Origin of the sequence: Blastococcus mobilis, from assembly GCF_900188025.1 — a bacterium.
Taxonomy (GTDB): Bacteria; Actinomycetota; Actinomycetes; order Mycobacteriales; family Geodermatophilaceae; genus Blastococcus_B; species Blastococcus_B mobilis.
This window is the reverse complement of record NZ_FZNO01000013.1, coordinates 1-23,964: the sequence shown is the minus strand read 5'-3', so window position 1 is coordinate 23,964 and position 23,964 is coordinate 1. Positions and strand designations below refer to the sequence as shown.

At 72.8% G+C, this 23,964-nt stretch carries 19 protein-coding genes; 13 read left to right on the top strand and 6 right to left on the bottom strand.

Features of this window, described 5'->3' with window-relative positions:
* Nucleotides 1-88: 88 nt before the first annotated feature.
* Nucleotides 89-1,717: an acyl-CoA carboxylase subunit beta gene (locus CHB94_RS12885; RefSeq protein WP_089336975.1), complete on the bottom strand. Its 1,629-nt coding sequence runs from the start codon at nucleotides 1,715-1,717 to the stop codon at nucleotides 89-91.
* Nucleotides 1,718-1,906: 189 nt separating this feature from the next.
* On the opposite strand from CHB94_RS12885, the gene CHB94_RS12880 reads away from it, so the two are divergent.
* The 4 genes from CHB94_RS12880 to dprE2 are packed head-to-tail and all read left to right on the top strand — an operon-like array spanning nucleotide 1,907 to nucleotide 5,514.
* Nucleotides 1,907-2,401 carry a phosphatase PAP2 family protein gene (locus CHB94_RS12880; protein WP_254920613.1) on the top strand — a complete coding sequence of 165 codons (495 nt, stop codon included), beginning with the start codon at nucleotides 1,907-1,909 and terminating at the stop codon, nucleotides 2,399-2,401.
* Nucleotides 2,402-2,403: 2 nt separating this feature from the next.
* A complete protein-coding gene (locus tag CHB94_RS12875; protein ID WP_254920612.1) occupies nucleotides 2,404-3,396 on the top strand; it encodes a decaprenyl-phosphate phosphoribosyltransferase in 993 nt (330 codons plus the stop codon).
* Entirely contained in the window at nucleotides 3,389-4,762 is a 1,374-nt protein-coding gene (gene dprE1 / locus CHB94_RS12870) for a decaprenylphosphoryl-beta-D-ribose oxidase (RefSeq protein ID WP_089336974.1), read from the top strand. Before CHB94_RS12875 ends, dprE1 begins: the two co-directional genes overlap by 8 nt.
* Nucleotides 4,759-5,514, top strand: coding sequence for a decaprenylphospho-beta-D-erythro-pentofuranosid-2-ulose 2-reductase (gene dprE2 / locus CHB94_RS12865; RefSeq protein ID WP_089336973.1), 756 nt, complete (start codon nucleotides 4,759-4,761; stop codon nucleotides 5,512-5,514). Before dprE1 ends, dprE2 begins: the two co-directional genes overlap by 4 nt.
* A 76-nt stretch (nucleotides 5,515-5,590) precedes the next feature.
* Here the strand turns inward: dprE2 and wsfD are convergent, their stop codons facing one another.
* Nucleotides 5,591-7,156, bottom strand: coding sequence for a glycan biosynthesis hexose transferase WsfD (wsfD, locus tag CHB94_RS12860; protein ID WP_141137489.1), 1,566 nt, complete (start codon nucleotides 7,154-7,156; stop codon nucleotides 5,591-5,593).
* Nucleotides 7,157-7,614: 458 nt separating this feature from the next.
* On the opposite strand from wsfD, the gene CHB94_RS12855 reads away from it, so the two are divergent.
* A complete protein-coding gene (locus tag CHB94_RS12855; RefSeq protein ID WP_141137488.1) occupies nucleotides 7,615-8,451 on the top strand; it encodes a biotin--[acetyl-CoA-carboxylase] ligase in 837 nt (278 codons plus the stop codon).
* A gap of 29 nt (nucleotides 8,452-8,480) precedes the next feature.
* Here CHB94_RS12855 and CHB94_RS24535 read toward each other — a convergent pair whose 3' ends face one another.
* Nucleotides 8,481-10,484, bottom strand: a complete 2,004-nt coding sequence (locus tag CHB94_RS24535) for a DUF6541 family protein (protein WP_141137487.1) — start codon at nucleotides 10,482-10,484, stop codon at nucleotides 8,481-8,483.
* A gap of 343 nt (nucleotides 10,485-10,827) precedes the next feature.
* Here CHB94_RS24535 and CHB94_RS27025 point away from each other — a divergent pair, with 343 nt between their 5' ends.
* Together CHB94_RS27025 and CHB94_RS12845 are read left to right on the top strand one after the other, a co-directional pair.
* Nucleotides 10,828-11,400 (top strand): PH domain-containing protein, encoded by a 573-nt coding sequence (locus CHB94_RS27025; protein WP_497006392.1) that lies wholly within the window; start codon nucleotides 10,828-10,830, stop codon nucleotides 11,398-11,400.
* Between the two features lie 54 nt (nucleotides 11,401-11,454).
* Nucleotides 11,455-12,783 (top strand): acyltransferase family protein, encoded by a 1,329-nt coding sequence (locus tag CHB94_RS12845; RefSeq protein WP_176445543.1) that lies wholly within the window; start codon nucleotides 11,455-11,457, stop codon nucleotides 12,781-12,783.
* A gap of 671 nt (nucleotides 12,784-13,454) precedes the next feature.
* On the opposite strand, the gene CHB94_RS12840 is transcribed toward CHB94_RS12845, so the two are convergent.
* Together CHB94_RS12840 and CHB94_RS12835 are read right to left on the bottom strand one after the other, a co-directional pair.
* On the bottom strand, nucleotides 13,455-15,767 hold the full coding sequence (locus tag CHB94_RS12840; RefSeq protein ID WP_089336969.1) for a LasA N-terminal domain-containing protein: 2,313 nt from the start codon (nucleotides 15,765-15,767) through the stop codon (nucleotides 13,455-13,457).
* Nucleotides 15,764-16,315, bottom strand: coding sequence for a hypothetical protein (locus CHB94_RS12835; RefSeq protein ID WP_089336968.1), 552 nt, complete (start codon nucleotides 16,313-16,315; stop codon nucleotides 15,764-15,766). Before CHB94_RS12835 ends, CHB94_RS12840 begins: the two co-directional genes overlap by 4 nt.
* Nucleotides 16,316-16,707: 392 nt before the next feature.
* On the opposite strand from CHB94_RS12835, the gene CHB94_RS12830 reads away from it, so the two are divergent.
* From CHB94_RS12830 to CHB94_RS12820, 3 genes are all read left to right on the top strand, one after another.
* Complete coding sequence (locus CHB94_RS12830; RefSeq protein WP_089336967.1) at nucleotides 16,708-17,271, top strand: PH domain-containing protein; 564 nt, start codon at nucleotides 16,708-16,710, stop codon at nucleotides 17,269-17,271.
* A gap of 77 nt (nucleotides 17,272-17,348) precedes the next feature.
* Nucleotides 17,349-18,497, top strand: coding sequence for an exonuclease SbcCD subunit D (locus tag CHB94_RS12825; protein ID WP_089336966.1), 1,149 nt, complete (start codon nucleotides 17,349-17,351; stop codon nucleotides 18,495-18,497).
* A complete protein-coding gene (locus CHB94_RS12820; RefSeq protein WP_089336965.1) occupies nucleotides 18,494-21,454 on the top strand; it encodes an AAA family ATPase in 2,961 nt (986 codons plus the stop codon). The genes CHB94_RS12825 and CHB94_RS12820 overlap by 4 nt, the downstream gene beginning before the upstream one ends.
* 6 nt (nucleotides 21,455-21,460) lie before the next feature.
* Here CHB94_RS12820 and CHB94_RS12815 read toward each other — a convergent pair whose 3' ends face one another.
* The gene (locus CHB94_RS12815) at nucleotides 21,461-21,973 is read right to left on the bottom strand and encodes a GtrA family protein (RefSeq protein WP_089336964.1); all 513 of its coding nucleotides are present in this window, start codon (nucleotides 21,971-21,973) and stop codon (nucleotides 21,461-21,463) included.
* A gap of 79 nt (nucleotides 21,974-22,052) precedes the next feature.
* Between CHB94_RS12815 and CHB94_RS12810 the strand changes: the two genes are divergently transcribed.
* From CHB94_RS12810 to CHB94_RS12800, 3 genes are all read left to right on the top strand, one after another.
* Nucleotides 22,053-23,258, top strand: a complete 1,206-nt coding sequence (locus CHB94_RS12810) for a 5-(carboxyamino)imidazole ribonucleotide synthase (protein ID WP_089336963.1) — start codon at nucleotides 22,053-22,055, stop codon at nucleotides 23,256-23,258.
* An 8-nt stretch (nucleotides 23,259-23,266) separates the two neighbouring features.
* Nucleotides 23,267-23,785, top strand: coding sequence for a 5-(carboxyamino)imidazole ribonucleotide mutase (purE, locus tag CHB94_RS12805; protein WP_089336962.1), 519 nt, complete (start codon nucleotides 23,267-23,269; stop codon nucleotides 23,783-23,785).
* A partial coding sequence (locus tag CHB94_RS12800) for an acyl-CoA dehydrogenase family protein (RefSeq protein WP_368073860.1) occupies nucleotides 23,785-23,964 on the top strand: 180 nt, incomplete at its 3' end. The genes purE and CHB94_RS12800, both read left to right, overlap by 1 nt.

The window sequence follows — 23,964 nt, the reverse complement described above, 5'->3', positions numbered from 1 at the left end:
GCGTAGGCGTGACGACGGGGCTCATCGCGGCCGGGGGACGGCTCCTGGCCGCGGTGTCGTCCGGAGGACGACGATGTTGATGTCGTCGTCACAGCGGGATGTTCCCGTGCTTCTTGGGCGGCAGGGTCTGCCGCTTGCTGGCCAGCACGCGCAGCGCCTTGGTCACCTGCACGCGGGTGTGCGACGGCGGGATGACTGCGTCGACGTAGCCCCGGTCGGCGGCGATGTAGGGGTTGGCGAGGGTGTCCTCGTACTCGGCGATCAGCTCGGCCCGGCGGGTCTCGGGGTCCTCGGCCGCGGCGAGCTCCTTGCGGTAGAGGATCCCGACGGCGCCCTGCGCGCCCACGACGGCGATCTGCGCACTTGGCCAGGCCAGGTTGACGTCGGCGCCCAGGTGCTTGGAGCCCATGACGTCGTAGGCGCCGCCGTAGGCCTTCCGGGTGATCACCGTGACCTTGGGGACGGTGGCCTCGGCGTAGGCGTAGATCAGCTTCGCGCCGCGCCGGATGATGCCTTCCCACTCCTGGGACGTCCCGGGGAGGAACCCGGGGACGTCGACGAAGGTGAGCACCGGGATGTTGAAGGCGTCGCAGGTGCGCACGAATCGCGCCGCCTTCTCGCTGGCGTCGATGTCGAGCGTGCCGGCGAACTGGGTCGGCTGGTTGGCCACGATGCCGACGGGACGGCCTTCGACCCGGCCGAACCCGATGACGATGTTGGGCGCGAACAGCGGCTGCACCTCGAGGAACTCGCCGTCGTCGAGGACGTGCTCGATGACGGTGTGCATGTCGTAGGGGGTGTTGGCCGAGTCCGGGATGAAGGTGTCGAGCTCGAGGTCCTCGTCGGTGAGGGCATCGGGGAGCACGGTCTCGACCGGGGCCATCTCGATCGCCGGCAGCGGGTCGAGGTTGTTGCTGGGCAGGTAGGACAGGAGCGCCTTGACGTAGTCGAGGGCGTCGTTCTCGTCCTGGGCCAGGTAGTGGGCGACGCCGGACTTGGTGTTGTGCGTGCGGGCGCCGCCGAGTTCCTCCAGGGTGACGTCCTCACCAGTCACGGTCTTCACGACGTCCGGCCCGGTGATGAACATCTGGCTGGTCTTGTCGACCATCACGATGAAGTCGGTCAGGGCGGGGGAGTAGACGTGGCCGCCGGCCGCCGGGCCCATCACGAGGGAGATCTGCGGGATGACGCCGGAGGCGTGCACGTTGCGTCGGAAGATCTCGCCGTAGAGACCGAGGGAGACCACGCCCTCCTGGATGCGCGCGCCGCCGCCCTCGTTGATGCCGATCATCGGGCAGCCGTTCTTCACGGCGAAGTCGAGGATCTTGACGATCTTCTCGCCGTAGACCTCGCCGAGGCTGCCGCCGAAGACCGTGACGTCCTGGGAGAAGATCGCGACCGGCCGGCCGTCGACCGTGCCGTAGCCGGTGACGACGCCGTCACCGAAGGGCCGCTTGTCGCCCATGCCGAAGTTGGTCGACCGGTGCCGGGCGAACTCGTCGAACTCCGTGAAGGACCCCGGGTCGAGCAACGCCTCGATCCGCTCGCGGGCGGTCATCTTGCCCGCCGCGTGCTGCTTCTCCACGGCGCGCTGGGACCCAGCGTGCGTGGCCTCCTGCACCCGGCGCTCGAAGTCGGCCAGCTTCCCGGCGGTCGTGTGGATGTCGATGTCGCCGGGGACGTGCTCCCCGGCGCTCTCCAGCTCGGCGGCGCTCACGGGCCGTAGCGTAGGGGAGCGTCGCCGTGCCCTCGACCGCGCCGGGTCTGCGAGGGTCGTAGCCGGTGCGCGGCACGTGGCGGAAGTGGTACCGCGTGACGGGTCTCCCACTCGCGCGCTGTCCGAGCGCTCGGTCCCGGCTACAGTCGAGCTCCGATGATGACGGCGTTCAGAGTTCCGTTGGCGCGCGTGGACCATGCTGTGCTCCGGTCGACGCGGCGGGCGCTGGGTGGCACACCGGCGGTCGGGCTGGCCCGTGGGCTCTCGCGCTTCGGTGAGCACGCGCTCGGGTGGATCGCGCTCGGTGCCGTGGGCTGGGCATCCGGCCGGCGCCGCGAGGACTGGGTGACGGCGACCGTCGGTGTCGTCACCGCGCACGCCGCGGGAGTGGGCGTCAAGCGGGTCGTCCGCCGCGTCCGCCCGGCGCTGGAGGACGTGCCCGCGCTCGTCGCGACGCCCAGCCGACTCTCGTTCCCCAGTGCGCACAGCTGCTCGACCGCCGCGGCGGCGGTCGGGTTCGGTCCCATCGTCGGCCGCCCGGCGATGGTGGGTGTCACCGGGCTCATGCTCGTCTCGCGGGTGCTGCTGGGTGTCCACTACCCGTCGGACGTCATCTCGGGCGCCGCCCTGGGCGCCGGAACAGCCGCCCTCGTCCGCCGGATGTCCGCTTCCAGGGAGGCCTGACCGTGTCCGATGGCGCACGCCCCACCACCGGACTGCACGAGGCGTCACCCCCGCCGTCCGCGGTCGGTGCCCTGGAGGAGCGCCCCGCAGGAACGCTGCCGGCTCGTCCCGCGGGATTCCGCGGATCGTTGGCCTGGGGCCTCGTGCGCGCCGTCCGACCCCGCCAGTGGGTCAAGAACGTCCTCGTGCTCGCGGCCCCGCTGGCCGCCGGTGCCATCCTGGACCCCGACGTCATAGGGCCGACGGCCGTGGCCTTCGCGCTCTTCTGCCTGTCGGCGTCGGCCGTCTACCTGGTGAACGACTCGATCGACATCGAGGAGGACCGTCGGCATCCACGCAAGCGGTTCCGCCCGATCGCCGCGGGGATCGTGTCGCGGCCGCTGGCCGTGGGGCTCGCCGTCGTGCTGCTGACCGTGGCCCTGGCCGCTGCTGCCTCCCTCACCCGGCCCGAGTTGGCGTGGGTGCTGGCCAGCTACGTCGTCATCCAGCTGGCCTACTGCGTCCTGCTGAAGAACCAGCCGGTGATCGATCTGGCCGTCGTGGCCTCGGGTTTCCTGCTGCGCGGCATCGCGGGCGGCGTCGCGGCCGGGCTGGTTCTCTCCCAGTGGTTCCTGCTCGTCGCCGCGTTCGGGTCGTTGTTCATGGTGGCGGGCAAGCGCTACTCGGAGCTGGTGCTCGTGGGTGAGGCGGCCGACACGCGCAAGACCCTGCAGGAGTACTCGGCGAGCTACCTGCGCTTCGTCTGGAGTCTTTCGGCGGGTGTGGCCTGCACCGCCTACAGCCTGTGGGCCTTCGAGATGGGGGAGACGCAGAAGGGCATCCCCTGGTCGACCCTGTCGATCGCGCCCTTCGTCCTGGCGATCCTCCGGTACGCCGTAGATGTCGACAAGGGCGCCGCGGGCGCCCCGGAGGAGATCGTGTTGCGCGACCGTGTCCTGCTCGGCCTCGGCATCGTCTGGGCCGCCACCGTGGGAGTGGGGGTCTTCAGTGCCTGAGACGGCTGCTCTCGCCGGCGCACCGCGCGTTCCGCTCACCGGGTGGGGCCGTACCGCGCCCACCCCGGCGACGCTGATCCCGGTCCACGGTGAGGAGGAGGCCCGCGCGGTTCTGCGTTCCCGCCCACCGCGGGGCCTGGTCGCCCGTGGCCTCGCCCGCAGCTACAACGACGCTGCGCAGAACGCCGGCGGCCAGGTGCTCGACATGACCACGGCCGACCGTGTGCTGGACACCGATCCGGCCACCGGCGAGATCGTGGTGGAGGCCGGTACCTCGCTGGACCGGCTGATGAACCTCTTCGTGCCGCAGGGCTGGTTCGTCCCCGTCACCCCGGGCACCCGGTACGTGACCGTCGGCGGGGCGATCGCCGCCGACATCCACGGCAAGAACCACCACATCGCCGGGACCTTCTCCCAGCACGTCTCCTGGCTGGACCTGCTGACCGCGGACGGCGAGGTGCGCCGCGTCGGGCCCGATCAGGACCCGGACCTCTTCTGGGCGACCGCCGGGGGCATGGGCCTCACGGGGGTCATCCTGCGTGCCTGCGTGCGCATGAAGCCCATCGAGTCCGCACGCATCCTGGTCGACACCGACCGGACGCCGGACCTGGACTCGCTCATGGCCCTGCTCTCCGAGAGCGACCACCTGTACGACTACTCGGTGGCCTGGATCGACTGCGTGGCGAAGGCCGCCCGCATGGGGCGTTCGGTGCTCACCCGCGGGCGCTTCGCCCGCCGCGACGAGCTGCCGGCCCGCCAGCAGGCCGATCCGCTGCGTTACCACGGCTCGGTGAAGCTCTCCGCGCCGAACGTCTTCCCGCCCGGGTTGCTCAACCTGGCCACGGTCGCCGCCTTCAACGAGGTCTGGTACCGCAAGTCGCCGAAGAAGAAGCGGGACCAGCTGCAGGGCATCGGCACGTTCTTCCACCCCCTCGACAGCGTGGGGGAGTGGAACCGGATCTACGGCCCTCGCGGCTTCGTCCAGTACCAATTCGTCGTTCCCTTCGGCCAGGAGGATGCGCTGCGCGAGGCGATGGTCCGGATCAGCAACTCCGGCCACGCCTCGTTCCTCGCCGTGCTCAAGCGGTTCGGCGAGGGCAACCCGGGCATGCTCTCGTTCCCGGCGCCCGGCTGGACGCTGGCTCTGGACATCCCCGTGGTCGGCGGGCTGGCCCGGCTGCTGGACGAGCTCGACGACCTGGTCGTCGACGCCGGCGGCAAGGTCTACCTCGCCAAGGACTCCCGCGTGCGTCCGGAGGTGTTCGAGCGGATGTACCCCGAGCTCGAGAAGTTCCGCGCCGTCCGGGCGCGGGTCGACCCCGACGGCGTCTTCACCTCGGACCTGGCCAGGAGGCTCTCACTGTGATCGACGCTCTCGGTTCGGTCGGCTCGCTGCTGCTCGTGGGGGGCACGTCCGACATCGCGGTCGCGACGGCTCGTCGCTACCTCGCCGAGCGGCCGCTGCGCGTCGTCGTCGCGGCCAGGGACACCCCGCGCCGCGCGGCGGTCGCCGAGGAGCTCGCCGCCGCGGGCGCGCGCGTCGAGGTCGTCGACTTCGACGCCGACGACCCCGGTTCCCCGGCGAAGATGGTCGCCCAGGCGGCAGCCGGCGGCGACATCGACGTCGCCGTCGTCGCCTTCGGGCAGCTCGGGGACCCCGAACTCCTGCGCAGCGACGCCGACGCCGTGGGCCGGCTGGCGCACGTCAACTACGTCGCGCCCGCCGTGGTCGGCACCGAGCTGGCCGGCCGCATGCGCGCACAGGGGCACGGCGTCATCGTGGCGCTCTCCTCGGTCGCGGGGGAGCGGCCCCGCGCGTCGAACTTCGTGTACGGCTCGAGCAAGGCGGGGCTCGACGCCTTCTACAGCGGTCTGGCCGACTCCCTCGTGGGCAGCGGGGTGTCGGTGCTGGTGGTGCGCCCCGGCTTCGTCCGCTCCAAGATGACCGAGGGCCTGGCGGACGCGCCCCTGGCCACCACACCGGAGGCCGTCGCCGACGCCATCGTCAACGGCGTGCGCAAGGGCCGCCACACCGTGTGGGTGCCGGGCGTGATGCGGTGGGTCATGAGCGGCCTGCGGCACACCCCGCGCGCCATCTTCCGGCGCCTGCCCATCTGACAGGATCGGCGGCGGCTCCCGGGACCGCTGATCGGCGTCCCGGATTCCCGGCTCCCTGGGCGCCACGGCTTGCGTCCTACCGCACGGTGCGGGAGGTGCCCCGAGCGGTGGCGCGTCGCAGGGGCAGCATGACGGCGACGGCCAGGGTGCCAGCCGCGGCCCAGAGCGCCACGTCCAGCAGGTACGCGGACAGCCACGTGTGCTTGGCGATCTCGAAGAAGCCGTCACCGAGCACCGCGACCAGGGCCAGACCGACGGCCGTGACCGCCGCCAGCCCGCTCAGCCGTCCCAGACCGCGCGCAAGAGGTGAGCGTATCCGGAATGACGCCCCGCCGAGGGCCATCCCGGCCGCGGCCAGCAGGGATGGCCACCATGGCCGGCTCATCTCGTCCAGCCACCGGTGCAGGGACTCGGCGGTGGCCGCCTGGGCGCCCACGGGAGCGACCACCCGCGAGGGGCGCGTGGCCGGCGTCCAGGGCTCGCCCGCCAGGTAGTCGAGCTCGCGGTCGGCGGTGGACTGCAGGGCGATGCCCAGCGACTGCAGCAGTGCGTCGGGGTGCCTGACGAGCGTCCTCCAGGCCGCGTTCCGAACCCCTTCCGGGTCTGCCGCGATCACTTCCGCACCCGGGACGCCCGCGGGACCGTCGGGGTAGTACGCGCGGCCGGCGTGCGAGTTCGCCTCAGCGGGAAGCCCGACCGCGGTGGCGGCTTCGGGGCCGACCTCGGGGAGCACCAGGGTGAAAACGAGGTTGTGCGTGTTCACCCACGCGTAGTGCCGGGCCTGCCACGCCTGCGCCGATGCGAGCGGGGCCACGGAGGCGGCGAGGAGAACCGCCGCCAGTGCCGGACCGGCGAGGTGTGCCCACCGCCGGGGGCGGCCGGGTACGGCGATCGAGGTCAGCACGCAGACCAGCACCGCGACCGCCAGAACCGGCGCGTACGCCGTCTTGGCGGTGGCTGCCAGGAGGCCGCCGGCCGCGACCAGCAGCAGCGCCATCCCCCGGGCGGCGCGGTGCCGGGGGCAGGTCACCGCGACGGCGGCCGTGCCGACGCAGAGGGCGTAGGTCCCCAGCATCCCGGCCGGCTCCCCGTAGGTGGAGAGGAAGAACCGGGAGAAGTCCGCGTCGCCGAGCGGAACCAGTGGGGGCACGAGTACGGCGGCCCGGAGTAGGCCGCCCGCGGTGGCGGCCCACGCGCCGAGCACGGTGACCCCCGCCACGGCGAGCGCGTAGAGCCAACCCAGCTCCGTGAGTGCCCAGGGGCCGGCGGCACCCCCGACGGCGGCGTCGAGCAGCGCGAGTGCCGACGAGGGGGCCGGATCCGGGCAGGGGACGCCGCCGGCGACGAAGTCGAGAACCACCCCGCCGGCCCAGTTCGCCTGACCCGTCGGCGTGGCGGGCACGAGCCCCGCGCCGCAGAACAGCCGGACACCGTCCCCGTTGTCGGTGACGCCCACCGGCCTTCCCGTCATCAGGCCTGTTGCCAGGGCGACCACGACTACGGCGAGCACCCCGGCGAGCAGAGCGACGCCGAGCCGATGAAGCGTCCGCGGGCCGGACGGGCCTTCGCCGCTGTACGGGCGGACGCTCCCGGGAGCGTCGATCAGCCGGGCCTTCTCGTCGACCATGTGGTCGGAACCCATCAGCAGCTCGTTCCTGTAGGCGCGTACGGACGGGCCGGCGTGCTCGTGTCCGCCAGCGGCACGCCCGGGAAGAGGCGGGATCGAGCCGTCGTTCACGCCGTCCATGACCGGCTGCCCCGGCTTGACGTGCCCGGTGGGCGTGTCAGTCGTACCTGACACCTCGGGGGTGTCGTCGCCCGCGGCGCATTCGGTTACCGAGAGGTCATGCCGGGCGGAGGTCGGGAGACCCGCATCGACCGGAGGGTCGCCGCCGTTGTCGCGGCCAGATTACCCCGGCCGATCGTCCCGACCGCGGCGCACGGGGCGACCGGGGCTCGTGATTCCCAGGGGCCGGAGGAGGTTGACGCACAGGGCGCGCAGGTCCCTCGCCGGACAGAACCGACGCGCCGTTCGTGCCCATCCGGTCTTCGGCGACTGCCCGTCCGATCCGTCGCCGGCCGCGGCCGTAGCGTGAGGGAGTGTCCGACGCGCCCTCGTCCCGATGGTCCGACCTGGAGCGCCCGGCCCTCGACGGGCCGGCGCTCTCCACAGCCCTGACCCGGGACAGCGGCCTCTGGCGCTCGCTGGAGGTGGTGCCCGAGATCGGGTCCACGAACGCTGCGCTGGTGGCCGCCGCCGCGGCCGACGAACCCGAGGGTGCAGTGCTCGTGGCTGAGCACCAGGTCGCCGGCCGCGGCCGGTTGGACCGCGTCTGGACCTCCCCGCCGCGCGCCGGGCTGACCGTCTCCTTCCTGCTGCGCCCCGACGTGCCCGCCGCCCGCCGGGGGTGGCTGCCCCTCCTGACGGGAGTGGCGCTGGCCGAGGCGGTCGGCCAGGTGACGGGCGTCCGAGCGTCGCTGAAGTGGCCCAACGACCTACTGGCCCTGGACGGCCGGAAGCTGGCCGGGATCCTGGCCGAGAGCAGTGGGACGGCGGTCGTCGTGGGCGTGGGGCTCAACGTGTCGACGACGGCGGCCGAGTTGCCCGACACCGGCACCTCCCTGTCCCGGCTTACCGCCGCGACGGTGGATCGGGCACCGGTGCTCCTGGCTTTCCTGCGCGCCGTGGAGCGGCGTTACCTGCAGTGGACGGCGGCCCTCGGCGACCCGATCTCGTCCGGGCTGGCCCGGGACTACCTCGCCTGGTCCTCGACCGTGGACACCGACGTCGTCGTCAGCCTGCCGGACGGCTCGACGCTGGAGGGCACGGCGACGGCGGTCGACTGGGACGGCCGGCTCGTGGTGGCCACGCCTGGGGGGCAGGTGGAGCTGGCCTCCGGCGACGTCCGGCACGTTCGGCGCTCCGCCGGCCACTGAGGGACGCGGGAGTAGTGGCCACCGCGACCTCAGCCGGTCATGTCTCCGTCGGACTCCGACCGGTCGCACGCGGGGACCGGCTCGACCGGCGTCTCGGTCAGGTCCACCTCGTAGATGCGAACCCCGGTGGTCTGATGCACGAGCTGCAACGACGCTGCTCTCCCGACGCCGACCAGTCCGGGGGCTCGGTGGAAGTCCTGCCGGACGAAGCCGCTGCCCAGGAAGACGTACCGGATGTCGAGCTCCTCGATCGCCTGGCGGACCGCCGGATCGGAGTCGAGGCAGTTGAACCGCTCGAACAGGAGCTGCTGCGTGTCGCCCAGGAGCCAGACCGCGCCGGGGTTCACGATGTGCCCGAAGACCGGGCGCAGGCCCGCGACAGCGGACAGGTAGGCCGACCCGTCGTTGGAGTCGTTCATGACCGCGCCACCGCTCGAGTGCTCCGCGAGCCACTCCATCGCGGCGACCTCGTGGTGGTCGAGAGTCCGGTCGTCCTGGTAGGCCCCCGCGATGCGTGCCTGGTTGCTGGGCGCGTACAGCCCCTGGGAGATCAACGCCAGGACGACCAGCCCGGCTGCAACCATGGCGCCGGTGACCGCCCGAGAGGACAGGCGGTATGCCCGCCCCCCGAGCACCCGGCGCACGGCCGTCGCCGCGAGGGTGGCCAGGGACAGCAGCCCGTGCGCCGCAAGCGGCGCGAAGCCCAGAACGGCGAGCGCCGCGAAACGGTAGCGGTCGTTCCACCAGGGCGCGGTGAGATCGGTGACGAATTTCGAGTCGGAGGAGGCCGCCAGCACGAACAGCGCGACGGCGATGACAGAAGACCCGACCCACCACCACAGGTACCGCGCCCGGTACAGGGTGAGCGCTCCGACGATCATCAGCCCGGCCAGCCAGTACTGGGGGGTGGCGGAGCCGTGGTTGAGGAGGAACAGGTCCCCGACGGCCTGGCCGGGCCGCTCGATCGCCGGCCAGTCCTGTACCCAGCCCCCGGTCGTCTTCAGCACCGCGCCCTTGGCGGCGGGGAAGGCAGCCACCACCGCCAGCGCGCCAGCTGCCACGAGCAGAAGCACGTCTCGTCCCGGCGTGCGCGTCGGCGCCGCCCAACGGAACCCGAGGTACACCAGGACCACCAGGCCGGCGGACAACGCCGTACTCGGGTGCAGTCCGAGGAGGCCGGCGGCGCCGAGCCCGGCGAGGACGACCAGCGCGGGGGAGCGACGCTGGAGCACGACGTCCAGGATGATCACGAAGGCCGGGCTCACCGCCACGCCCGCGGCGTAAGGCAGCAGCGGCCCGCGCCACAGGAGGTCGTACGGGAAACTAGCGAAGCCGGCCAGGAGCAGGGGGGTGCTCGCCGTGACGGCGAGCGGGGCGCCGAGGCGGCGCAGCAGCATCGCCAGCCCGGCGCCCGCGATGAGGCACACCAGCATGGCCTGAGCGTTCAGCGCCTCGAAGGGGGTGGCTCCGGTCAGCTGCGCGACCGTCGCGGCGAGGGCGTGCAAGGTGTGCGGGTAGTAGAAGTCGACGGACTCCCAGTCGTTGATCACGCGCAGAGCTGTCGGAGCCAGGTCGCCGCTGTCGGTAAGGAACCGCACCGCGTTGGCGTGGAAGACGTAGTCCCAGTCCTGGTTCGGCGCAGCCAAGCGGCCGAAGCCGGAGAGCAGCACGCCGGCGGACAGCGAGCCACCGGAGACGACCCCGCCGACGACGACCCAGTCACGCCACGACAGGCGGGCGGGGCGCTCGACGCGCACACTCCTCCGCCAGCCGGACCCCCGGCCGGTCAGCACACGGACCAGCAGGATCGCCAGCGCCACGAGCGCGGTGACGATCATCAGGGTGAGTGCGTTCCAGTGGAACGGCACGAACGACGCCGCCGTCGCGGCCGCGGTCGTGATCCCGTACGTGATCAGCGGTGCGGTGGCCAGTGCGACCCCGGGTCGTAGGGCCGCCAGAAGTCCGACGACGAGCCCGGGAAGGACGAGCACCAGCAGGCTGACGACTGGAACGACGACGGTTTGGAACGTCAAGGGGGATCCACTCTGTACTCGTGATGCGGCAGGCCCGGCCACGGTACGTCAGCACAACGATCCACCTCGCTGTTCGAGGGCCCAGTGCCCCACCAGTCCCGTGAACACCTCCGGGCCCAGTGGATCCCCGGCGCGGGCAGCCGGACGGAGGCGCGACACGCGCGCGGCTCGGGCTCAGGACATCCGTGGCCCGCTGCGTCATCCTGGAGAAGGGCCCTACCCGGACAAGTTGCTCGTCGAGGACGAAGAGGTCGTCCGGCACCTGCGCTCGCACTGGCTGACCCTCTTGTGGCCGGTCGTCCGGCTGGTGCTGATCGTCGGTGCCGTCTCGTTCGGCACGGCGATGATCCCGGCCGGCCGGCAGCAGGGCATCCTCCGGATGCTCGTCCTTGCTGTGGTCCTCGTCCTGCTCCTGACCCTCGTTGTGGTGCCGCTGCTCAGATGGCGGACGACGCACCACGTGATCACGATCCACCGGGTGCTGTTCCGCGAGGGAATCCTGGTCCGCCGCGGCCGAGACCTCGGGCTCTCGCGCATCACTGGCGCGCGATCACCGGCTGGCGCGAGGAGGCGGTGGCCGAGCTCGAGCGGGCCCGCCGTTGCTCCGGCGCGCTGGAGTCCCTGGCCGGCGACGTCACCACGGCGGGAGATGGAGCTGGCCGAGCTGCGTGCCCGGGCCGACCGAGGGCTCCAGGTAGGCCGGCTGAACCGGCTGATCGCGTCCCTGGCCACGTACCACCGCCGGCAGGCGAGGAAGCGGACGAGAGAGCCGGCGGCGGCCGAGTTCACTTCGGCCGTCCCGCCGATGGTTCGAGACGCCTGTGAGTGGAGTGGCGCGCAGTCAGGATCTGCCAATCAGAGGTCCGCGTTTTGGGGTTGTGTTACTCCTTGTGATGGATATAGGCGATTAGCGTAGTCGGCGAGCGGGACGAACCGGTCCGGGCTCACGAGCCGACCGAGGGGTTCAGTGGTGACAACAACGGCGCAGAGCATCCCGCCGGCATCCCCCACGAAGCGCGGTCGCGGCGAGATCCGTGCGCTGACCGGCCTGCGTGCCGTGGCCGCCACCTGGGTCGTGCTCTTCCACTTCCGTTCGTTGCTGACGCCCTATCTCGACCATCTACCGCTCGCCGAGCCGCTCGTGGACGCCGGCTGGATCGGGGTCGAGCTGTTCTTCATCCTCAGCGGCTTCGTCATCGCCCTCCGATATCTGGACGAGGTCGGTGGCCGCCCGACGCCGGCGGTCGTGGCGCGCTTCGTCTGGAACCGGATCGCCCGTGTGTGGCCGGCCTGGGCCGTTCTGACGGTCATCATGGGGGGCTGGATCTGGACCCTCAGGTCGGTCGGTTGGGATGCCGACGTCCTGGGTCCTCATCCCGATGCCGACGTCTTGACGATGGTGCGTCAGCTGTCCATGACGCAGATGTGGGGAGAGGACAACCTTCTCGGGGCGAGCTACCTCATCCCCGGCTGGTCGATCAGCGCGGAGTGGCTTGCCTACCTCGCCTTCCCGCTCCTGGCTGTGCTGCTCCGCCCCTTGCGCCGGCTCCACCCGGCCATGAACTTCTTGCTCGCACACTTGGCGATCACACCTCTCGTGGTCATCTCCTACCGGACCGGCCCCCTCGACTGGTCGCAGAACTGGTTGCTACGCATTGCCTGCGCCTTCACGGCCGGGATGCTGCTGGCCTTGGCTCTGCGCGACATGCGCACCACCCCCGCGCTCCAGACATGGGCGGCTCGACTGACCTGGGTGACGCCGCTGGTCGTCGTCCTCGTGTCTGTGTGGGCGTCCTGGCGAGCCGGCGGGGACCCCGGGGTCGACTTCCACGGCGTGGCCGTCCTCGCCTTTCCTGCCCTCATCGCGGCACTCGCCGTCAGCGACCGGGGGACCGCTCGCTGGCTCGCCCGCCCGGCTCTGGTCTACGGGGGGCGGATCTCCTACTGCCTCTACCTCGTCCACTTCGCCGTGCTGGAAATGGCGCTCACCGTCGCCTGGCAGGATCCGGCGACGCGGTTCCACCTCACTCCGGAGCTCGTCCTGCTCATGCCCCTGGGCATCCTGGTGGCCTTCGGCCTCAGCGCGCTCCTCCACCACGGGGTCGAGAAGCCGTGCCAGCGGCTCATGGTCGGCCCGCCCCGACGGTTCGCCCGGCGGGTGGCGGCCCGGGACAACGGGCTACGAGCCGCAGGCGGGTCGGCGAAGCCGCGCATAATCATTCCGGGGGCGCGCGAGGCCGCGACCGAGCGCCTCGTCCCGAGCGCGGCGGTGTCCGGCCGGGCCACGGCGAGCCGCTGAGCGAGTTCCGTCACCCGCGTCGGGCACTCGCCCCCTCCGGTGGCGGGCCCTCCTCTCCCTGGGCGACCGGAGGGCCGACGCGCCGTCAATGCCGATGACGCAAGGCGCCGGACCGGCATGGATGCCGAGCGCGAGCTCCGCATCCGGAGTTGCTGAGGGCGCAGCAGGCGCAGGGAGCGACAGTTCCGCGGGCGAGGTTACGGCGACGCATGGCCAGGCGTGGCGACTCCAGGGGCCGCTCCGGCGGGATGGCCGGCGGTGATCGAGTCTTCCGGCTCGTCGCCGCGGCCCGCCCCGCCGCACGCAGCCTGGCGCCGGCGCCTGGGGAGAGGTTCCGTGGATGTCCGTCGACCCGGCACGGACGTCGTGGCAGGGCGGGATCCGCGGCCTCGGAAAGGGGGTGGCGTGCAGCAAGCGCTGGAGCCGCGCCGCGACCACAGGAACCCGTGGCGACGCAGCCGGAGGAAGCAGCCGCTGGTACGGCCGGGGAACCACTGCCCGCGCCCGCACCCACGGCAGCGCCGGGCCCTCTCCTCGATCCGCGCCTGGGCTGAAGTCCCGCCTCGAACTCGCGCCGGCTGACCGGGCCGTCCCTCGGTGGAACCGCCCGGCTTCACGTGGCTCGCGCGACGCCGCGATACGGCGCGCCGATGCCTACCGGCGGGGGCCGATCAGCCCCGTGAGACCTGGCCGGTGGACCGGTCCAGGATCAGCCGACCACCCTCGAAGTCCTGAGCTGTGCCCTGGGCGACCGCGTAGGCATCCGAGGTGGGGTAGCCCAGCGAACCCTGCTCCCACTTCTGTGCCGCCCAGGCGTTGGCGATGGGACCGTTGAGGAGGGTGCGGGTCCCGGTGGTGGTCGTGTACATGGTGCCGCCCTGGAACTGTTGCAGGCAGCCGCCCCTGACCAGTCCGCAGACTTGCGGCCCCCGGGGGTAGCCGAGGGGACCGGACTCCGCACCCTGCGCGGTCCAGGTGGTCTGGACCGCGCCGGCGACGGCGTGTGCTCCGGTGGCGGGGCTCCAGGAGATGGAGCCGCCCAGGAACGTCTGACTGCAGCCGCCGTCCCTCAGTCCGCAGCGCTGATCCGTGGCGGGGTAGCCGAGCAGGCCCCGTTCCCACTTCTGGGCGCCCCAGGCGTCGGCGATCGGGCCGCTGAGGACGGTGCGGGTCCCGGTGGCGGGCGCGGTGTAGATGGTGCCGCCCTGGAACTGCTGGAGGCAGCCGCCGTCCTTCAGGCCGCAGACCTGCGGCCCCCGGGGGTAGCCGAGGGGACCGGACTCCGCACCCTGCGCGGTCCAGGTGGTCTGGACCGCGCCGGCGACGGCGTGTGCTCCGGTGGCGGGGCTCCAGGAGATGGAGCCGCCCTGGAACGTCTGACTGCAGCCGCCGTCCCTCAGTCCGCAGCGCTGATCCGTGGCGGGGTAGCCGAGCAGGCCCTGCTCCCACTTCTGGGCGCCCCAGGCGTCGGCGATCGGGCCGCTGAGGACGGTGCGGGTCCCGGTGGCGGGCGCGGTGTAGATGGTGCCGCCCTGGAACTGCTGGAGGCAGCCGCCGTCCTTCAGGCCGCAGCGCTGGTCGGCCGTGGGGTAGCCGAGCGGGCCCTGTTCCCATCTCTGGGCGCCCCAGGCGTCGGCGATCGGGCCGTTGAGGAGGGTGCGGGTTCCGGTGGCGGGCGTGGTGTAGATGGTGCCGCCCTGGAACTGCTGGAGGCAGCCGCCGTCCTCCAGGCCGCAGCGCTGGTCGGCCGTGGGGTAGCCGAGCGGGCCCTGTTCCCACCGCTGTGCGGCCCAGGTGGCCCCGATGGGGCCGCCCAGCCACTGAGCGCCGGAGCCCGGACTCCAGTACATGTCTCCGCCTTGAAAGGACTGCACGCAGCCGTCGTCCTTCAGGCCGCAGCGCTGGTCACCGGTGGGGTAGCCCAGCAGGCTCTGCTCCCAGCGGAGGGCTCCCCACCCGTCGGCCAGCGGGCCGTTGGTGATCGCGTACGCCCCGGAGCCGGGACTCCAGTAGATGCTTCCGTTCTGATAGTTCTGCAGGCAGCCGCCGAACACCAGACCACAGCGGACCCAGCTCGTGCTGGGGCCCAGCGCGCCGCCGGCGCCGCCGCGTGCTGCGTAGGCCGACAGGATCGCGTCCCCGCCCGGGGACTGGGTCGAGCCGAACCAGTCGGTGAAGTACAGCCAGAAGTTGCGGTTGCCGTACGACGAGCACGAGTTCCCGGTGCCGTAGCCGGCGGCGAGCGACGCCGCATTGGGCCGGTAGGGCGTGTAGTTGTACAGCCCCGCCGTTGCCTGGTTCCGGATGTGGACCACGGAGGTCCCGCACGACGTCTCGACGTCCCACTGGATCGTGTTGTTCGCACCGGCGCGGTAGGCGTACCGGGTCGGGTAGGTCGCGTAGCGCTGGTACTGGCGCGCAGCGGCGTAGACCTGGTTGTAGAAGCCGTAGTACTGGGAGTCGCACGCCGCGTTGTCGGGGCACCCCATGCCGGCCGCGATCTCGTACCGCCGGGGAGTGAGCCTCGAGCCCGACGCCGTGACCAGCGCCTGCTCCTTCTGCAGCAGGACGAGAAGGACGCGCGGGCTGATGCTGCACGCCTGAGCGACCTTCCAGATGATCTGCGCCGCCCACTCGGCGCCCGCTCCGTGGTACGTCCCGTCGCAGATGCCGTCGGCGACGCGGGTGAAGGTGTCCTGCCGGTAGTCCTTCAGGCAGGGCGTCCCGTCGGGCGCCGGCACGCACTTGGCGCCCTTCGCGTTGATGAAGGCCGAGATCTGCTCCGGCGTCATGGCCCCGGCGTCGAAGAACATGGCGTCGCTGATGATGTTGCCGGCGTCGAACTGGCTGGTATCGGCCGCCAACTCCAGCTCGGGCGTCGCAGGGGTGGTGGTGTCCGACGACGTGCTGAGGAGTGCCGCCACGGTGCACACGGCCAGCGCGATCGGGAGGGCGCGGCGCGCCCAGGTCACGAGGCGGCTCACGGGACGGACACCTCCAGCGAGTCCGACTCGCCCGACGAGCCCTCCGACGAGTAGCTGAGCCGGGCCTCCCACGTACCTGAGGCGAGACCCGGGGCGGCCTCGAGCAGCCCGCAGGACGTCGTCGTCGCATCCGCTGTCCCGGTGCCCGTGGCGGTGACTTCGACCGAGTCCCGGGTCAGCGTCAGCGTGCAGGTGCCGCCGTCCTCGATGACTCCGGCGGCGAAGCCGTTGGCCTGGACCGTTCCGGTGGCCGGGTCGAAGCCGGCGTAGGTCAGGACCACGTCGACGCTTCCACCCGTGGGCCGCCGCGGCTCGTCGGTGGCCACGAAGGTCGGCTCGGGCTGGAGCGTGTAGGCCTCGGTGGTGGGGGCCCCTTGCCCGACCGCCTGCCCCGGTGCCGCGGACGTGGTCGCCGACGGGGCGGAGGACTGAGCGGAGGACTCAGCGGAGTCGTCCGGACGGAGGAGCAGGACCGCGCCCACGGCGGCGGCCACGAGTGCCAGCAGGGTCACCGCCAGAAGGGGGCGGCGGCGGCGAGTGGTGGACACGCGACCTCGCAGAGAATTCGTGCGGCCCGCGGGCCGCTCACAGCAGGGGCGGGCGCTCGCCTCGTGGGCGGACGCTCGACGGCGGGACCTGGCTCTGGCAGGTTCCGGCACGCCCTGTAAGGGGATGATGACATAAAGCAATTACGACAGGGGGATCTCGGCCGGTCCGGCGACCGATTCCCCATCGGCAGGCCCCGGCGGAGGTGGACCCCCACCGACTGCTGGTCGAGTCGCTCTCGACCGCAGGCGGCGCAGCGCCGGGCCGGTGTGGCAGGCGTGGTGCTCCACGGTCGGGTGCCGGTAGCGGCAGGTGCGGCGGACGCCGCTGCTGCGCGACACGCGGTGGCCTGAGGCGCGACGACGCGGGGCAGCGGCTGAGTCATCCTGGACCGGTGCCGTACCCGGACAAGCTGCTCGCCGAGGACGAAGACATCGTCCGGCACCTGCACCCGCACTGGCTGACCCTCTTCTGGCCGGTCGTGCGGCTCCTGCTGATCGTCGGCGCAGCCTCGTTCGGCACAGCGATGATCCCGGCCGGCCGACAGCAAGGCATCCTGCGGATGCTCGTCCTGGCCGTGGCCCTCGTCCTGCTCCTGACCCTCGTCGTGGTGCCCTTGCTGCGCTGGCGGACGACGCACTACGTCGTCACGACGCACCGGCTGCTGTTCCGCGAGGGGATCCTCACCCGCCGCGGCCGGGACGTCGGGCTGTCCCGCATCACCGACGTCTCCTTCCGGCAGACGCTCTGGGAGCGGATCGTCCGCTCGGGCACGCTGACGATCGAGTCGGCCGGCGACAGCGGGGCCACCGTCCTCCGGCAGATCCCCGACAGCGACGGCGTCCAGCAGCTCCTGAACGTCATGATCGAGGAGGACGCCGACCGCAGGGCCCAGGAGAGCGTGAGCCATCACGAGGAGTACTACGGCGGCCGCACGGCTCCCCAGCACTACCTCTGACCCCTTAGTGCTGTGGGACCGGTCCGTCACGGCGCGCCTGAGCCGGTTCTGTCGGTAGCGCCACCTACCTTCCGCCCATGCGCCTGCTGCACACCTCCGACTGGCACATCGGCCGGACGCTGCACGGCACCGAGCTGCTCGCCGAGCAGGAGGCGGTGCTCACCGGGCTGGCGCGGGTGGTCGCGGCGGAGTCGGTCGACGTGGTCCTCGTAGCCGGTGACGTCTACGACCGCGCCGTCCCCTCCGCCGACGCCACGGCCGTCCTGGACCGGGTTGTCGGCCGGCTGCTCCAGGCCGGGGCCGCCGTCGTCATGACCCCCGGCAACCATGACTCCGCCCGCCGGCTGGGCACGTTCTCCGGGCTGCTCTCGGCAGCAGGTCTGCACGTGCGCGCCTCGACCGGTCGGCTCGACGAGCCGGTCCTGCTGTCCGACGAACACGGGGAGGTCGCCGTCTACGGGCTGCCGTTCCTGGAGCCGGAGGTGGCGCGGCACGAGCTCGGGATCAGCGGCGGGCGCAGTCACGAGGCGGTCGTGGGGGCGGCGATGGACCGCGTCCGGTCCGACCTCTTCCTGCGGCCGGGCGCCCGCTCGGTGGTCCTGGCCCACGCGTTCGTGGGCGGCGGCGTGGCAAGCGACAGCGAGCGCGACATCTGCGTGGGTGGGGTGGACCTCGTGCCGGCGACGGTGTTCGACGGCGTCGACTACGTGGCGCTGGGGCACCTTCACCGCCCCCAGACGCTCACGCCGCGCATGCGGTACAGCGGCTCGCCACTCGCGTACTCCTTCGGCGAGGCGGGGCAGCAGAAGCAGGCCTGGCTGGTCGACCTGGACGCACACGGCCTGGCCGAGGTGCGCCCCGTCCCCCTGCCGACGCCGCGGGAGCTGACCGTCCTCACCGGCACCCTGGACCAGCTGCTGGCGGACCCGGTGCACGGCCCGGTCGAGGAGCACTTCGTCTCCGCCCGGTTGACCGACGCGATCCGGCCGGTCGACCCCATGCGCCGGTTGCAGAGCCGGTTCCCGCACTGCGTCCACCTCGAGTGGGCGGGGGCGGGGGCGGTCGCCGGCGGCCGCAGTTACCAGGAACGGCTCCGCGGCCGCAGCGATCTCGACGTGGCCGCCGAGTTCGTCGGGCACGTGCGCGGAGTGGCCCCGAGCGCGACGGAGCGGGAACTGCTGGCCCGGGCGCTGGGCGCCGCCGACCGCGCGGAGGTGCGCAGGTGAGGCTGCACCGGCTGTCCCTCACGGCGTTCGGCCCGTTCGCCGGCACCGCGGAGGTCGACTACGACGAGGTGGGCCGGGACGGCCTGTTCCTCCTGTGGGGCCCCACCGGTGCGGGGAAGACGACGCTACTCGACGCCGTGGTGTTCGCGCTCTACGGAACGGTTCCGGGGGCCCGCGGCGAGGAGAAGCGGCTGCGCAGCGATCACGCCGCCGCCTCGGTGCGGACCGAGGTCTCCTGCGAGCTGACCCTGGGCGGTGAGCGACTGCTCGTCGTCCGCCGTCCCGAGCAGCAGCGACCGAAGAAGCGTGGCGAGGGCGTCACCACCGAGCAGGCCCGGCTCCTCGTCCAGCGGCTCACCGACGGCGGCTGGGAACCAGTCAGCACCCGCATCGACGAGGGGTCCGAGCACCTGCGTATGCGACTCGGCCTCGACGTGCACCAGTTCTGTCAGGTGGTGCTCCTGCCGCAGGGCGACTTCGCCCGCTTCCTGCGGGCGGAACCCGAGCACCGCGGCGAGCTGCTGCGCACCCTGTTCGACGTCGGGCGCTTCGCCTCCGCCGAGGACTGGCTCGCCGACGAACGGGCGACCGCCCGTGAGCGGGTCGCCGTCCAGAAGGCCCGGGTCAGCACGCTGCTGGCGCGGGTCGCCCAGGTGGCCGACATCGACGTCCCGGAAGAGCTGGCCCCCGAGCTGGTCGGGGGAGGGGGCGGTGGTGCGGTCGGTCCCTGGGTGGACACGGTGCGGGCGACGGCGAGGAACCGACTGGCCGAGGCGACCGCGCGGGCCGAGGAGGCAGCCGCCGAGGCAGGGCTGGTCGACGCCGAGCTCGCCTCGGCCCGCGCCCTGGCCGAACGGCACGACCGCCGGGACCGCGCCCTCGCCGAACTCGAGGCACTGACCGCGCGCGAGCTGGAGCTGGCCGGGCTGCGCGCCGAGCGGAACGCCGGTCGCCGGGCCGAGCCGCTGCGGGACTGCCTCGAGTCGGCCGCGCGGGCCGCGGGGGAGGCCGAACGGACCACTGTGGCGGTCGAACGGGCGCGGGCGGAGTGGGACCCGGTCGCCGACGGCCGGGACGCCAGTGCCGACGTCGTCCGCGAGCTGCGCGACGGCGCTGCCGCCGCACGGGCGCTACTGCCCGAGACCGAGCGCGTCCGGGAGCTCACCCGCCGCATCGCCGGACTCGACCGCCGGATCACAGAGCTCGCCGCCCGCTGTGACGAGGCCGGCCGGGCGGAGGAGACCTGGCCCGCGCGGCTGGCCGAGCAGGAGGACCGGGTGACCCTCGCGCGCGCCGCGGCCGTGCGGCTGCCCGGGCTGGAGAGCGCCGTCGCCACGGCGGCGGCCGCGCTCGACGCGGCAGGGGCGGCCGACCGGCTGGAGGCTCGGCTCGCCGGCAGTCGCGAGCTCGTGCAGACGCGCCGCGAGGCCTGGTCCGACGCCAGGGAGCACTGGTTGGACCTGCGGGCGCGGCGGCTCGAGGGCATGGCCGCCGAGCTCGCGACCCAGCTGACCGACGGCGCGGACTGCCCGGTCTGCGGGGCCACCGAGCACCCACGGCCCGCCGCGCACGCCGGGCCGGTCGTGACCGCAGCGGACGAGCAGGTCGCGCACGCCGCCGCGGAGGCCGCGGAGGCATCGCTGAGCGCTGCCACGGCCGAGCTCGACCGCCAGGAACGGGAGCTCGTCGGCCTCCGGGCGCGCGCCGGAGACGGGACCGCCGCCGACCAGGCGGCCGCGCTCGAGGAGCTCCGGAGGGCCGCACGGGACACCGCAGACCTGGCAGCGACGCTCGACCGGGCCCAGGACCTGCTGGCGGAGCTGTTGACCGAGCGGGAGTCCTCGGCGGCGCGCCTCGCCGCCGACCGTGAGGAGCTGGGTGCGCGCGGCGCCGAGCGTGCTTCCCTGGCCGACGCACTGGCCGAGCTGGAGCAGCGACTGGATGCGGCACGCGGGGAGGACGCCGACCTCGTTGCCCGGGTCGCCCGGTTGACCGCCGCAGCGGACCGCTGCGAGGTGCTGGTCGACGCCGTCGCCGCGGACGCGCGCGCCCGCGAAGCCGCCAGCGACGCGCTGCGGATCGCGGAGGAGCGTGCCGTCACGGCGGGTTTCGACGACGTGCTCGTCGCCGGGGACGCGCTGCTCGGCGAGGGCCGGCTGGACGCGCTCGACCGGGAGCTGGACGGGCACGACCACCGGCTGAGCGTCGTCCGTGCCCGGCTGGCGGAACGCGAGCTCGCCGAACTGGGGCCCCGCCCTGACGTCGGCGCCGTCGAGGAGCGCTGCGCCGCGATCACCCGCCGGCGCGAGGAGGCGGTCGCCGAGCTCGAGCGGGCCCGCCGCTGCTCCGGCGCGCTGGAGTCCCTGGCCGGCGACGTCATCGCGGCGGAGATGGAGTTGGCCGAGTTGCATGCCTGGGCCGATCAGGTGACGGCGCTCGCCGACCTGGTGACCGGCCGCGGCTCGAACGCTCTGCGGATGCGGTTGCAGTCCTTCGTCCTGGCCGCGCGTCTCGAGCAGGTCGCCGAGGTGGCGAGCCGGCGGCTGCTGGAGATGTCCGGCGGCCGCTACACGTTCCTGCACAGCGACGCCCAGGGACGGCACGGTGCCCGCGGCGGGCTCGGTCTCGACGTGTTCGACGAGTACACCGGCGTGCGCAGGCCCACCAAGACGCTGTCCGGCGGCGAGAGCTTCATGGCCTCACTCGCCCTGGCCCTCGGGCTGGCGGACGTCGTCACCGCGGAGAGCGGCGGTGTCCAGCTGGACACGCTGTTCGTGGACGAGGGTTTCGGCAGCCTCGACCCGCAGGCGCTCGACGCGGTGATGACGGTCCTGGACGAGCTTCGGCGCGGCGGCCGGACGGTCGGCGTCATCAGCCACGTCGAGGAACTGCGCACCCGCATCCCGACCCGCCTGGAGGTCGTCAGCGGCCGCGAGGGATCCCGCCTGGCCTCCTGACCCGGCTCAGGGGACCCGGCGCGCCGGGGAACCGAGCGCGTCCGGAGCGAGCGCGGGGCGCGGGAACGTGGGTGCTGCCGGGGCCAGGAAGACCCATCGGCGGTACAGGACGAATCGGAGTGCCGTCCCGAGGGCGATGGCGGCCACGTTGGTCAACTGCAGGGCGAACGCGGATTCCTGGCCCAGCGGATACCGCACCGCAGCGATCATGAGCATGCTCAGCATCAGCGTGAGGCCGTTGACTCCGAAGAACAGCACGTACTCCCGGGGGAGCCCCGAACGAACCCGCCGGGAGAACGACCAGTAACGGTGCCCGACGAAGGCAGCCGTCGTCGCCACCGCCGAGGCGAGCACCTTGGAGGTGACCGCGCCGAGTCCGACGGAGGTGTACAGCACCTGGAAGAGCGTCAGGTCGAGCACGAGGCACGCCGCGCCGACGACGCCGAAGGCGCTCAGCTCGCGCAGGAGCAGGGTGGCGCCGGCACTCAGGCGGGAACGGAGTCGAGCGCCTGGGACCACGCTCGGAGTGTACGAACCCGGCGCCGTCGTCCGACCTCGCTGCACGGCCCGAGAGTGGCCCGGCTAGCCTCAGGCCACCATGCCTTCCGGACTCGACCCGCGGACCGGCCTCCCGGTCGTCGCCATGGTCGGCGGGGGGCAGCTGGCGCGCATGACCCATCAGGCGGCGGTGGCGCTCGGGCAGTCCCTTCGGGTCCTCGCCGCGTCGTCCGATGAGTCCGCGGCCCTCGTCACCGCCGACGTCCGGCTCGGTGACCACCGCAACCTCGCCGACCTGCAGCAGCTGGCCGACGGTGCCACCGTCGTCACCTTCGACCACGAGCACGTGCCCACCGAGCACCTGCACGCACTCGAGGCGGCCGGCCACCGGGTCGCGCCCGGCCCGGACGCGCTCGTCCATGCCCAGGACAAGCTGGTGCTGCGGCGAGCACTGCAGGAGGCGGGGGAGCCCCAGCCGGCCTGGGCCGAGGTGCGCACCGTCCACGACGTCACCGCGTTCGTCGACGACGTCGGGTGGCCGGTGATCCTCAAGACGCCCCGGGGCGGCTACGACGGCAAGGGCGTGTTCGTCGTCGACGGCCCGGACGACGTAGCGGCCTTCCTCGAGAGACACGGCACTCTGCTGGCCGAGGAGCGGGTGCCCATGATGCGCGAGCTCAGCGCGCAGGTGGCCCGGTCGCCGTTCGGTCAGATCGCGGTCTGGCCGGTGGTGGAGACGGTGCAGCGCGACGGCGTGTGCGCCGAGGTTCTGGCTCCGGCGCCGGACCTCTCCGATGAACTGGCCACGGCGGCCCAGGAACTCGCCGTCCGCATCGCCGACCGGCTCGGCGTCGTCGGCATGCTCGCCGTCGAGCTGTTCCAGACCGCCGACGGCGTGCTGGTCAACGAGCTCGCGATGCGGCCGCACAACTCCGGCCACTGGACCATCGAGGGCGCCCGGACCAGCCAGTTCGAGCAGCACCTGCGCGCCGTCCTCGACTACCCGCTCGGCTCCACGGCGATGACGGCCCCCGTCGCGGTCATGGCGAACGTGCTCGGCGGCGCCGCTGCCGCCGACGACTGGGCCGGCCCCCCGCTCGACGAGCGGGTGCACCACCTCATGGCGCACTGGCCTGACGTGAAGCTGCACTGGTACGGGAAGGGGCTGCGGCCCGGCCGAAAGCTGGGCCACGTGACGGCGCTCGGGAACGACCTCGAGGAGGTCCGGGCGAGGGCCGTCGCCGCCGCCCGCTACCTGGCCGACGGCATCGTCGACGATGCCTTCGCCTTCGAGCAGGAGCACTGAGGAGCGGCATGAGCGACGCGTTCGCGGGCCCCGTGGTGGGCATCGTGATGGGCAGCGACTCGGACTGGCCGATGATGGAGCCCGCCGCCCTCGCCCTCGAGGAGTTCGGCGTCCCGTACGAGGCACATGTCGTCTCCGCCCACCGGACGCCGCGTCGCATGCTCGACTACGCGGAGAGCGCAGCCGGCCGTGGGTTGAGAGTGGTCATCGCCGGGGCCGGGGGAGCGGCCCACCTCCCCGGGATGGTCGCCGCCGCGACCCCGTTGCCGGTCATCGGCGTGCCGCGACCGCTGGACCGGCTCGACGGTCTGGACAGCCTGCTGTCGATCGTGCAGATGCCGGCCGGCGTCCCGGTGGCCACCGTGGGCATCGGCGGGGGGCGCAACGCCGGCCTGCTCGCCGTCCGCATCCTGGCCGCCTCCGACGCCGGGCTGCGGGATGCAGTGGGCCGGTTCCAGGCCGATCTGGCCGACCAGGTCGTCGCTCGTGACCTCACTCTGCAGGAGCGTCTCACTTCGAACGACTAGTGCCCCAGGCTTACGCTCTACCCGTGGGTAACAACGCCGGGCTGTACGCCCTCACCGAGGAGCACGACGCGATCCGGGCCGCGATCCGGGAGATCGCCGAACGGGAGATCGCCCCCTACGCCGCCGAGGTGGACGCCGAATCCCGCTATCCGGTCGAGGCGCAGAAGGCGCTGACGGCC